Source organism: Pseudoalteromonas sp. McH1-7, assembly GCF_013366255.1.
Classification (GTDB): Bacteria; Pseudomonadota; Gammaproteobacteria; order Enterobacterales; family Alteromonadaceae; genus Pseudoalteromonas; species Pseudoalteromonas peptidolytica.
Genome location: NZ_JABWPQ010000008.1, coordinates 133,196 through 145,646 on the forward strand (window position 1 = coordinate 133,196; position 12,451 = coordinate 145,646).

At 40.4% G+C, this 12,451-nt stretch carries 11 protein-coding genes; 2 read left to right on the forward strand and 9 right to left on the reverse strand.

The window, feature by feature from the left end; all coding sequences use genetic code 11:
* Position 1: 1 nt before the first annotated feature.
* Genes HUZ36_RS07815 through wecA form a run of 3 tightly spaced genes read right to left on the reverse strand, consistent with a single transcriptional unit; the run spans position 2 to position 3,545 of the window.
* Complete coding sequence (locus tag HUZ36_RS07815; RefSeq protein WP_176032520.1) at positions 2-1,156, reverse strand: glycosyltransferase; 1,155 nt, start codon at positions 1,154-1,156, stop codon at positions 2-4.
* A complete protein-coding gene (locus HUZ36_RS07820; protein WP_176032521.1) occupies positions 1,131-2,414 on the reverse strand; it encodes a lipopolysaccharide biosynthesis protein in 1,284 nt (427 codons plus the stop codon). Before HUZ36_RS07820 ends, HUZ36_RS07815 begins: the two co-directional genes overlap by 26 nt.
* A gap of 39 nt (positions 2,415-2,453) precedes the next feature.
* Positions 2,454-3,545, reverse strand: coding sequence for a UDP-N-acetylglucosamine--undecaprenyl-phosphate N-acetylglucosaminephosphotransferase (gene wecA, locus HUZ36_RS07825; RefSeq protein ID WP_176032522.1), 1,092 nt, complete (start codon positions 3,543-3,545; stop codon positions 2,454-2,456).
* Positions 3,546-3,768: 223 nt separating this feature from the next.
* Between wecA and HUZ36_RS07830 the strand changes: the two genes are divergently transcribed.
* Positions 3,769-4,650: a hypothetical protein gene (locus HUZ36_RS07830; protein ID WP_176032523.1), complete on the forward strand. Its 882-nt coding sequence runs from the start codon at positions 3,769-3,771 to the stop codon at positions 4,648-4,650.
* Positions 4,647-5,906, forward strand: coding sequence for a flippase (locus tag HUZ36_RS07835; protein ID WP_176032524.1), 1,260 nt, complete (start codon positions 4,647-4,649; stop codon positions 5,904-5,906). The genes HUZ36_RS07830 and HUZ36_RS07835 overlap by 4 nt, the downstream gene beginning before the upstream one ends.
* Before the next feature lie 45 nt (positions 5,907-5,951).
* On the opposite strand, the gene HUZ36_RS07840 is transcribed toward HUZ36_RS07835, so the two are convergent.
* The 6 genes from HUZ36_RS07840 to HUZ36_RS07865 all read right to left on the reverse strand — a co-directional run bounded on the left by HUZ36_RS07840 (position 5,952) and on the right by HUZ36_RS07865 (position 12,450).
* The gene (locus HUZ36_RS07840) at positions 5,952-6,485 is read right to left on the reverse strand and encodes a hypothetical protein (protein ID WP_176032525.1); all 534 of its coding nucleotides are present in this window, start codon (positions 6,483-6,485) and stop codon (positions 5,952-5,954) included.
* A 62-nt stretch (positions 6,486-6,547) separates the two neighbouring features.
* The gene (locus tag HUZ36_RS07845; RefSeq protein WP_176032526.1) at positions 6,548-8,005 is read right to left on the reverse strand and encodes a hypothetical protein; all 1,458 of its coding nucleotides are present in this window, start codon (positions 8,003-8,005) and stop codon (positions 6,548-6,550) included.
* A gap of 280 nt (positions 8,006-8,285) precedes the next feature.
* Positions 8,286-10,343, reverse strand: coding sequence for a secretin N-terminal domain-containing protein (locus tag HUZ36_RS07850; protein WP_176032527.1), 2,058 nt, complete (start codon positions 10,341-10,343; stop codon positions 8,286-8,288).
* A complete protein-coding gene (locus tag HUZ36_RS07855; RefSeq protein ID WP_176032528.1) occupies positions 10,336-10,818 on the reverse strand; it encodes a hypothetical protein in 483 nt (160 codons plus the stop codon). Before HUZ36_RS07855 ends, HUZ36_RS07850 begins: the two co-directional genes overlap by 8 nt.
* Positions 10,815-11,381 (reverse strand): hypothetical protein, encoded by a 567-nt coding sequence (locus HUZ36_RS07860; protein ID WP_176032529.1) that lies wholly within the window; start codon positions 11,379-11,381, stop codon positions 10,815-10,817. The genes HUZ36_RS07855 and HUZ36_RS07860 overlap by 4 nt, the downstream gene beginning before the upstream one ends.
* Complete coding sequence (locus tag HUZ36_RS07865; protein ID WP_176032530.1) at positions 11,368-12,450, reverse strand: hypothetical protein; 1,083 nt, start codon at positions 12,448-12,450, stop codon at positions 11,368-11,370. Before HUZ36_RS07865 ends, HUZ36_RS07860 begins: the two co-directional genes overlap by 14 nt.
* Position 12,451 lies beyond the last annotated feature (1 nt).

Sequence of the window (12,451 nt, forward strand, 5' to 3'; positions counted from 1 at the left end):
GCTACTTTTCAGATACAAGTTGGTTAAACAGCGTTAAGATAGCTGATGTATTCGTCTGAGATGAAAATAGCGCACCAACTTTGTCACGCTCAAAAGAAGAAAGACAAGCTTGACGGTCAAATAATTGCCCAACCGCTGTTGCTATCGCGCTGGCGTCTTTTTGTGGTACCACAGCAACGGCATTGGTGTCTGTAAGTGTCGCAAGCTCGGTAAGCCCACCACATTCAGACACTACGGTAGCCAACCCCACTGCCATCGCCTCTAGCGCAGCAACACCAAATGATTCCTCTTGAAACGTAATTTCATCTCTAATTGAGGGCTGCACATATACATTATGTGAGGCCAGTAATTTTGGTAGCTGAGCGTGCTGAACTTGCTCTATGAATGTAATTTTTTGGTCGATATTGAGCGCTTCTGCCTGGGCTTTTAACTGGCTTTCAAGCTCACCGCCCCCCACAAGCGTAAGCGTTGCATTAGGGTAGCGATTTAGTAATAAAGAAAAGGCATCAATTAAAAAAGTATGCCCTTTACAGCCAATAAAGCGCCCAACAGAAATAATCCTTAACTCATCAAGCGCTTTTTTTTGCTGCTCCGCCAAAAATATAGGATTAAATGCGTTGTGTACTACGCTTATCTTGTTCTCTGGCGTGCCTAAGTTAAGCATACATTTTTGCTTTAAGAATGCAGATGGCACAGTCCATTTGATAAAAGGCTTTTTACCCGCCTCTTCCAGCACTGCGCGATACTTAGGACGGATCAAGGGTTCACTGTTAACATCTGAACCATGTAAGGATGCCAAAGTGGGAATATTAAAACCCAGTTTGTCATTAACATGCATCCATGTCTTCACAGCATTACCCGTATGACAATGGATCACATCAGGTTTAAATTCTTCTATGACACGTGCCCATGTTTTATAGTCAATCATAAAGGGAAGTAACTGCAAACGTAAAGCAAAGGCCTGTGTAATACGTGGATTAATAATAGACTTGATAGGAGCGGTATATACCTTATCAAAAGGTCTGCTGTGTACATTCAAGCGCTTGGCTGTCAGTACCGCAGACTCAATCCCACTGCGCTCTAGTGCAACGACTTGATCATAAATAAAAGTCTCTGTCGTAACAGAAAAGCTAGGTATGTAATGTAGTACTTTCATCCATTTCTCGTGCAAGTCTGGTTAAAATGAGCGGTAATTTGCATATAATGGTCAATACATATTGTATAAATATTGCGATTACGATGCCCCACAGTCCAATTTGCGGCCCTAGCAGAAGAATACCTGCACACAATACCAAATTGGAAAATAGCGTAATCATAAATAAGCGTTTCACATAACCTAATGCCAAAAATATTGGGTGTACGGGGGTAAATGCGGTGGCAATAGCGTGAATAAGCAAAAATGTGATGATGTGCCATTTATACGCTAATAACTCCTCAGAGAACATCACCGGGATCCAGTATCCTGTTGAGACACTTGCCAGCACCACTACGACTAATGAAGGAACCAACAACAAGGTGATAATTTTTAGCATCGCGCCCTTAACCTTGCTGTACTCTTTGCTTGCTAGCAGTGTATTAACTTCGGGGTATAAAACTTGATTAAGCGGAGCTGTTACCTTTGTTGAAATAGTAGCAATTTGTTTGATCACTCGATACGCACCTGCTGCACTCACAGATACCACCGCACCAACTAGGATATTATCTAATTGCTTGACCGGTATGTCGGCAAGTGCTGTCATATGCACTGTAAAATTAAACTTGTTAAACTCTTTTTTACGGGCATTTGAAAGCATAACATTGTTGTCTTTACGCGCCTTAAACAACGAAAGTGTATAAGGCAAACATAGCCATTGAATAAATACAACACCAAGCCCAAGCGTTAGCAGGTAACTAGCAACATAGTAGTCAACACCTAACGCCAACCAAAAGCCCACAAGTACACAAACAAAAAATAGTACAGCACTTATCACATTTTGTAATGCAAGGGCTTTATAGCGCTCCTGATAGCGTAAAATACCAATGGCAACACTAGTTTGATTAATCAAGACATAAAGAGCACACCACTGTAAAAGCTCAGTATATTCACTGAGCTTAAAGCTTTCGGTGTAAAGTGGGGCGATTAAAATAGCAAGCACAGTGCCAAGCACTGCGCATATTAAGTCATATTTTAATGTTGAAGTAAGCAGCCCTGCTTGGTCTGTTTCAAGGCTGAAATACCGGATCAGCCCTTGCCAAGCTTGTGGGTTAAAACACAAGCTAATCACAAGAATATACGCTTGCAATAAGGTCACCTGACCAAAAGACTCAACGCCAAGCGCTTTTAAAGAAATAGCGACAGATAAAAAATTAAGTACAGAAGCAAACAAGTTACCGCTGAGCAATACACCAGCTTGTCGGATAAGTTTATTCAGCATCACAATATCGTTTTTATAAAAAGCAAATAGATAAGCGCATTACCCTACGCGCTCTTCACTTTCGTTTGCCTCTTGCTTTTTAGAGATACCAAAAAACTTCCGCACCAGTACAGTAATTTTCCAGATGTTTACCATAATTTGATTGTAAACTAGCTGGCAAAAAATAAACCCATAAAACATCACGTAATCTGGAACGTTGTAAAGCTGCCCAAAGATACCGACTAGCGCAAAAAGACTCGCGATTGAGCAGATGACTAATAAAGTCATTTTAGGGCCCACACCTAGTCTTTGTAGAATATGATGTAGATGCTCACGGTCGGGTTTAAAAGGTGATTGGCCTTTTTTGATCCGCCTCATAATTGTAGAAACCGCATCCATAATTGGAATAGCCGCAATCCATAGTGCCGTAACAGGGTCTATCGCAACCACGCTACCTTGAGAGCCTTCGAGCAATAACCACACAACAGTAAACCCGATAACGGTGCTACCGGCATCGCCCATAAATACTTTAAACCGTCGACCTAAAGGGATCCCTAAATTCATCAAAATATAGGGTAAAGTGGCAACAACAATAGCGATAGTAAAAGCAAACAGCTCAGTGAGCCCAGCTAAGTAAAATAGAACCGCCATAGAACTAAAAGAAACAGTAGCGAGACCACCTAACAGCCCGTCAATGCCATCTACCATGTTAAATGCATTGATAGCACCAACCACAGCAATGACCGTAGCTACTATGCCAAACATACCAATATTGAGTTCAAATGGCCCCACCAAAGTACCAACTTGTGAGAGCATTAAATCAGCAAAGAAAATCATGGCAAATGCCACACCGGCCTGCACTACAAGCCTCAATTTAAATGACACATCAATTAGGTCATCAATCACGCCAATCACTAGCAAGCTTACAGCACAAATAAGATATACCCCGACATTGGTCATGCCATTACCTGACAGCCATAAGTAACAACATACAATCACAAATATTGCCACACCACCAACTAAAGGGATCCGCCCTTTATGGTTTTTCCGCTCGTTGGGGGTATCGACGAGATTGATTATTTTTGCCAGCTTTCTAAATATGAACAAGCTAAGAAAAGCTGCAAAAAAAATGATAATGTTACTTAATACCACTTAAAATTGACCTATGTGAGAACTATTCATTAATTGCCGAAAGATTCGACCAGAGGCGTATTATATATCAAGCGCTTTTCAGAGTCACTTCCGCTTAAACTCTCAAATTTTATACAATAGCACAAGCTAATCGCAAGATAACAGCCACTGTAACATGTCGTTTTGTTTCTGTGCGACGTCTTAAATGCTAGAATATTGAAAAATCTAAATTTGCTAACCCACTATGCTGAAACAGCTCGTCAAAAGCTTAGCCAGCCAACTTGGCTACCATATTACTGTAACCCCTATTACCAACACCCCAGTTGCAAAGCGTGCCGCGTATATTCATATTGGTAAATGTGGTGGCAGCGCTATAGACAACGCGCTTCGTAAAGCGCTTGCAACCCCAGAAGATGCTAGGTTGTGCCGAGACACCAGTATAGCCGCAAGTATGACCAACTTTGGACAAGCCCTCGACTCTCTTGATAGCCAATGCCGCTTTAGTGAGCACCATCTCATCCAGCTACAAGGCCTGTTACGATACTTTTTATCTCTTGAACGACATTATGTTAGTGGTCACTGGGGGGTGAATCACGATATTTTAAGCACCTATCGCGACGTACATTTTATTACGATGTTGAGAAATCCAATTGCCCGACTTAAATCAAATTATATCTTTAACAAGCTCACAAACAATTTACCTGTGATGCCTCCCAATAATTTTAGTAACGATGACTTAATTGCCGAAGCAAATACCATACTTTTTAGTACCAGAGGATGGCAAATGGCCAATACCCAAAGCGCTTTTATTTGTGGCCGCTACCCTGCCACACCTGATGAGGCAAAGGCGCAGCATACTAGATTTATTGAAAACCTCGCTTGCTTTGGCCTAGTTGGCTTTTTAGATAACCTTAACGCGTTTAGTGACAAGTTCACCCAACAATTTAGTCGTCCACTTGACATTAAAGTACACAATGCGACTGAGTCTCAAATAAGCCATGAAACTCAAAAAGTAGTAGATACACTGCAAGAATATTTTAGCTCCAAAGAAATAAAAACACACCTTGCTAAGCTCTGTGAACAAGAGCTTAAGAACATAGACGTAGCAAGAGAGCGCTTTGGGTGAGACGAAAGCTCTTTATAAATAGCGCACTATTAATCATCGAGCGCTTTGTTGTACTGTTTTTTAGCTTTGCAAGCGCACTGCTCATGGCCAGGTATGCGGGTACAGAGCTATTTGGGCGATTTTCAACCATTGTAGCATTCGGTTCGCTGTTTCTTGTGTTTACCCAAATGGGGCTAAACAATATAAGTAGCAAATATTTTACTCTATACCCTCATAACAGCGCTTTCTACTTAAATGCTTCACTGCTGGTGCGGTTTATATTTGCAGTGCTTATTATTCCTATCGCCTATGTGTTGGGGTGGCTCACTCTAACCCCGACTGATGCCTATTTAGTTGCTTTACTCGTGGCGCTACAAGTAGGCAATGCAGCGACCGTTATTGAGTTTTTCTTTATCGCTAAGCAATCCATCACTGCTACACTTGTCCCAAGGGTAGTCATCAAAGTGGCGTGTAAAATTGCACTACTGGTGGCAATTATACTTGAGCTGCCAATCGCACTTTGGATAATACTCACAGGCCTTGAATATATTTTGCTGGCGCTGGCTTATTTACTGTTACTTAAACGACAGCCCCCTGCTAAACAAGAGAGACTCAACACCGCACCTAGACTACAACGTGGGGCACGGTTATTGCTTCAGCGCGGAAAATGGCTGCTGCTTTCAAGCCTTGCAGCGGTGCTCTACTTAAAAATTGACCAAATTATGCTAGCCAGTTTTGTAGATACCCAAGCGGTAGCGCATTACGCCGCAGCGGCTAAGTTATCCGAGTTTTGGTATGTGTTGCCAGTGCTGGTTGCTAATGTATTTATGCCAAAATTAGTAAGCTTATATCGCGCTCAACCAAAGCTTTACTGGCAACTACAAAGGCGCAGCTACTTATATTCCAGCATCGCAGCAATCATCGTCATCGCACTCACTCTTTGGCTTGCCGAGCCTGTCGTTTTACTACTGTTTGGAGAGGCTTATCGCAGCAGTATTTTGATTTTGCAAATACATATCTTTGGCTGTTTATTTATTTTTAGCCGAGCTTTTATGAGCCGATGGCTCATTTTATCTAATAACCACAAGTTAAGTTTACATAGCCACCTAGTAGGTGCCATTGTGAATATAGTACTAAATGCGGTATTGATACCACAATATGGTGGTGTCGGTGCAGCCATTTCGAGTGTGGTGGCCTACGGTATGGCAAGTATTGGCTTTATGGTGTTTTATCGTAGTACTAGAACTTATTTGGCTACACTGGTTAAAGTAAGTTAACGATGTTATGGATAAACCATAAGGTCACTTGGCGTGACCCTATGGTTAGTCGGCTAGCTTAAACGAGCTAATCACTCGCTTAAATTCATCTGTTACGCCTTCCTTTTCAGACTGGCTACCACTTACAGAGAAGGAGATCAACGAGTTACTCTCCATATCTAAAAGAGCTAAGTTTTTTATTATTTGCTGATTACCACCAAAGTTAGCTTCAAACTGGTACTCAAGGCTAGCTAACGCACCAGTGTAGATCTTATCTTCTGAACCAATAATACGTACTTCCAACTCAGTTACTCCTGACTTGCCAAGCCCTCTTATTGCATTATCCAAATAAGCTTGCCACTCTGACTCTGAATTTGTGTATTCTTTACCCTTTAGGTACTGACAAGTTACATTAGTTGCCACCACAGAACCATTCAATGTTTGCTTCGCAATTCTTTGTGCTATCAACAACTGTACGTCCGGTGAAAGTTCAACTTTCTGCTGTTTGGTTTCAGGTATAGTAGTAAAGACCACATCAAAATTACAAGCTGCTTGTGTGCTAAAACCAATCAAAAGTAATAGTAATGAAAAGACTCTCATTAAACCTCCATAAACAAAAAAGCTCAGCGATTGCTGAGCTTTTTATATTACTCTAAAAAAGGTTATTTACCTTGACCTTTTTGTTGAGAAGTTACTAGCGCTTGACGAGCATCGCCAGCGTTGCTGAACGCGTATGCGTTAACATCGCCAGTGTTTGCATCGATGTTGAATGTAACGCTTAGCTTGTAAGACTTAGTAGTGTCAAGGCCTAGCGCCTTCATTACTGTGTCTTGACCAACTTTAGTTACTGTGTTGCCAGCTAGGTCAGCAAGTGTACCTTTGTACTCTTTACCGTTATTGTCGATAGCTTCAACTAGTACATCAGCTGCATTTGCTGACTCGTTAGCAAAGTGAACTGAAGTGCTAAGACCTGTGAAACCAACTGGGAAGTAAGGGATGTTGATGATAGTTGCATCAAGTGCCCACTTACCAGCATCTACGTTTTCAGAAACAGTGATAGGACCCGTTACACCAGCATCTGAAACTGTAACTTGGTAAGTAGCTAAAATGTCTTTAGTTTCAGGGATTACTTTAGCGTCACCTGAATCAAAAGTAAGATTGAAAGGAACTTTCGCACCTGTAGCTGCAACGTTTGCAGTAGGAAGCGTAAGAGTCAACTTTTGATTAGCAGTAGAACCAACTGCACTTAGTGCAAGAGAACCTACAGTAGTAGCTGATGCGTTAGTAAGAGCGAAGTCACCATTTACTAGCTGAGTTACAGGTGTAGTAGTAGTGCTACCACCATTGTTGAAGTTACCATCTAAAACAACTGTGTGAGTTGTAGCAGTTAGGTGAGCCTGTAAGCTTGAAGACTCGTTGTTAGACAGTTCAAATACTAGCTTATCTTCTTGCTTGTCAGTTGAATCAGCATTTTTAGAGAAAGTATCTTTTTCTAAACGCTCAATCAAACCATTGAAAGGTGCTTTAACATTGAATGCAAACTGACTTGTAGTTGTTGCAAGAACACCTGTACCAGTTTCAATCTCTGCACCTGCAACTGTAGTAGCCTTGTATGCTACGTTACCAGCACCAGAGAAATCAACACCTGCATCTGTAGCAAAAGACATACGGAATGCTGAGTTTGCAGTTAGTGGGTTACCTAGGTTTACAACGAACTCAATAGAGTTAGTTGTGTCGTCTACTTTAAACTTGTCAAAAGTAAAAGAACCTGTACCGTAGTCAAAAGTAACTAACGCTGGGTTTGTACCAGAAACTGCTTGACCGTCTACTGTTACGTAACCTTTACCGTCAGAAGTAACGTTTACAATGTTATCAACACCAGTGTTTAGATTTAGATCTTTAACACTAATTGTTTGGTCAAAAGTTAAAGTAATTTTTGATGCTGCAGGTGTTTCTTTACCAATTACAAAATCAACATCGAAAGCAACGTTAGCTGCCGAAAGCTTGTTTGCTACACCTTCTGCAGAAAGTTTTACTGGGTCGCTAGTTACTGTTGCAGCGTTTGCGCCAAATGCACCTACGATAGCTGTAGCTAGTAGCGCCTTTTTGAATAGTTTCATTATTTCCATTCTCCTAGTTTCATGAAACTGGTTTATCGATTAGGAAGGTCAATAAACCAAGAACTTTACAATCGGTATTCCCGATTTTATGCAAATCTAATTTTAACCTGACTTAAAGTCAAGTTAAAACTCTCATTGTCATTATTTTTGCCAATTGTTACAAAAATACAATTCTGACTTTTGAGTATGATTGCGCATCAGCATAATGCTTGTTATTTATTTTTATCAAACACTATCACTAATCGTGCTTAAAATAGCGCGTACGTGCTCGATAATCAAGCTAAAAGTCTAGGTTTTCTAACCCTTTTTTGAAGCTTTGTTTAATTTTCACCCAATCATCGGAACTTTTAACAATTTTAGGGGTAACTAACACGACTAATTCCGTTTTATCAGTACTGCGAGTATCAGACCTAAAAAAGTGGCCGAGCAGAGGGATGTTGCCAAGGCCAGGAACACGATTACCACCTTCAGAGGTATTTTGACTGATTAACCCCCCTAGCAATACTGTTTGCCCATTGCCCGCCACAACTTCTGTGCTAAGGCTACGCTCAAAAATAGCAGGAGTAGACGAATTACCACTTGCCTCTGTATTAACGTTAGATATAGTTTGCTCTATCGTCATTATAACAGTGCCCTGTGCATTAATAGTAGGAGTTACATTAAGGTCTACACCCGTTTTACGATACTGTATCGTCGTCGTCTCACGTTCACTGTTAATAGGATCCGTTGTTGTACTACCTATTGTAGGTATATCATCACCAACGCTTATATTTGCTGACACTCCATCTCTGACCAATAAAGTTGGTCGAGATAGCACATTCACTAAACCGGCCTTCTGATTCAAATTCAAATTTACGTTGCCAGGTAAACCGACTATAGAATAACTAAACCCACTTTCACTATTAAAGTTAAAACGTTCTGTACTAGTACCGGCCGCCCCACTTCTCAGTGCAAATTGTACTCCTTTTGAGAACCCACCAGTAAGCTTCACTTCCGCGATAACAACTTCCATCATAATTTGCTGAGGCATAATATCTAATTGCTTTATGATAGGCTGAAGATCTTGGTAATATTTGCCGGTTGAATAGAATATCAAAGCGTTGGCTCGCTCATCTACCACTAGCCTTATCTCATCACTTTGGATTGCAAAACTACTTTTTTGAGTGGTATCAGTCGCAGGTCTATTCGAGGAGCTGGGCACCGAAGTACCTGAGTTCGTCCCCACACTTGGTCCACCTCCAGAAATTTGCCCTTTTAGAAGTGGTGCTAAACTTCTTCCTATATCAGCAGCTCGTGCATACTGTGGACGATATATATAAAAGCTTTGTTCCGACCCCGAGGCTGGTTTATCGAGCACTTTTGCCCAATACTTTACTCTTGTTAGTATCTGGTCTGAAGTCGCAAAGATGATGATCTTGCCTAAATGCTCTAGGGGAACAAAAGTAACAGATTTTGACTGCCTTGATGCAGCCTTAGTACTTATTCCCTCTTCATCTAATAATTCTGATACTTTTTCTACAAAATAAGTTGAATCTATATATTTAAAATCAACCATCGCAATTGCTTTATTCGCAAATGTAGGGACATCAATAATTTCAATAATTTCTAGCGCCCTTAGCACCTGCTCTCGTGACCCCTCTATTCTTACAAGATTCTGTGCTTCATCAACCGAGCTTTTAGCTTCAAGTAAAGCATTCAAAAGCACTCGCGTATCAAGGGTAACATCATAATTCATTGGCACCATTTGATAAATTATGCTGGATACCAATGGCACAGACTCTTCAGTCCTGCCAAACCCAAACGCCATATCCGTTTTACCCTGATCTTTAATCGCTGGGTATACATAAAAAATATCTTCGTTTAGTGCAATACGCACTTCATTTTTAGAAAGTATGTCTTGAGTTAACTGAAACAACCTGCGCTCAGTTACTTGATTTTGCAAAGATAAGGTAACAGGCTGAACATTCTTCTTTACTTCTGGATCTATGAAATAAGATACATTCAATAACTCACCTAATACGTAGTGAACAAACTCATTCAGCGGCAACTCATTAGCTGAAAGCTGAAACGCTTTTTCACTAGAAAACTTATTGGCTAAATCAACCTCTAGTTTCGTTTGCGCCGGTTTCGCGATGGATTGAAGTTTGGTAAAGCCTTGGTTTTGGTCTGTATCTGTTTGTTCATCAACAGCTGCTGCCTGTGAATTTTCAGCTTCTGCTTCAGATAAAAAAGACTGCGTGACCGAAACCTTCCCAATATTAGAATTGGTAGACATACACCCATTGAGCATGAGCACCGTAACTAAAATGATCTGCACTTGGTATAACTTCTTATCCATTGTTACCTTCATTAACTCTTTTAAATAATCGGATATTACGCTCCTCGTTGGCTACAAGGATTGTCATACTATCTGTTGCTACTGATTTTAACTGTACATTTTCAGTAATAGACTCACCTGCACTCACTCTGAGCATACCGCCCTCTCTGCTGCTAAGTAAGACAAATTTATCTTGCTGATTTTTGAAGATGCCTAATAACGTAAACTCTATTCCATCGAAAGTAAGTACTTGCTGGCTTTTAGGCTTAGGCTTTTCGGGTGCAACCGCGCGCTCTTGCTTCACTTTTTGCGCAGCGGATAACGCATACCACTTTTTCTCAGCTTCAGTAGTTGCTGACAGCAGTGATTGGGATGGTGCGAAACGAAGTGCTTTAGCTTCTGTATTACTATTATTCAACTCCGTTGTATCGGCTAAGCCGGTCAGTAAATATGAGGAAGCTACCAATGAAATAACTAGACTAATACGAATTATCATCCCACCTCCCCTTGTTGATATATACTTACTTTAAGCGTAGCTTCAATGTTATGAGCAATACCGCCATCCCAGCTTCTCGTTTGAAATAGAAAACTGTCAAGAGCGAACATCGGCTGGCTGCTTTCAAGTGCTCTGGTAACTTTTGCCATACATATAGGGTTACCGTTAAGCTTTAGCTCTAGACTCCACTTTTTAATTGATTCATATGGTTGTGTGGCTATTTCCCAGCCCACTCGCTCTACATTACAATCAGAAGTCGTTAATATATTTTCTAACTGTTGTTGGATTTTTAGCTTAAAGGCACTTTCGCTTTCTAGTGGAAAAACCCACGCATTCGCTTGCTCACTCTGTACTTCTGAAATATTTTTTTCTTCAAGTAGAGTACCTGATTGGGACACAAGACTATTTAGCTTGCTAGCCCTTATCTGTAGCACTTGAACATCAGTTTTTACCTCATTTGTATACTCAAAAAGAGGGTCAACAACATACAGAGCAAAAAGCAAAACTATCATGATCAACCCATAGTGTTGATATTTATGTGGGATGCGTTTAATTAGTTTCATTCTGTACCTTGCTTTGGAAGCTTATAGTGAAGTGGTCATCACCTCTAATTTTACGAACACCACCTCGAATCGAAGCGTTTGATATTAGCTCTATATCACTTACAGCTTTAAGCACTTGGTTAGCATTTTTCGCATGACCAGAAATTTCAAATGAATTACCATCATATTCATACCTGTCCACGTAAAAACCATTATTCATCGCAATATTCAGAACATCCCATATAGGGTGGACCAATTTGGTTTGCTGAACAATATTTGTAACGGTCTGTGTAAGCGCATTATTTTTATCTATCGTATTACGATACTCTAGCAGTGCACTTACTTCTGGTGCTAGGTGTTCACTTTTGGACTCTAGTTGGTACCTTTTTAACTCATTCCAACCAAGTACGGATAGAAGTACAATAAAAATAGATATCAGAGGTAAGATATACAGAAAATGGAGCTTTAAGGGGTTCGCCAACATACCTTGGTTGAGAATTATCTTGCCTCTGAACTTTTTAAAATCTGTCATAAGCAACAGATTCAGCAAGTACTCTGCATACTCGTCAGCGTTGAACGTTTTATTGTTGGCATCGCTAGATTGGCCAATACTGTACTTAAATGCTTCAAAAGTCGATATCAACCCTCCTTTCACCACTGATGTGCCTTTTCCAATATAAAAGCTGGAATTGGGCGTATTCACTTCGGCAATCACTTCTCTATTAAAAAGTTCTGTTTCAGGAATATAGATAGCCGCTGAAGTCACTGTCATCGGTAGATTTTTAAGTTCTATATATGTGACAGTGAAACCATCGATTGAACTATTTTCATTTACTGTATAGGTCAGTTTTGCCTTACTAGAGTTCTTTTGGAGTTCCAGAATTTTGTTAAGCTCTTGCTTCGAAATTGAAGCATAATCTTTAGTGCGCAAGGTATAGAACTTTCTCGCCAAAATCACAACTTTCGGAACTCTGTCACTAGGTGTAAATCCCTCATGGCTTATACAATATAGCCTATTATCGTAATATCCAATCTGTGATTTAAGCTTTTCACCAAACCACTTTGCTTGTATAAAGTTTCCTAAATTCACA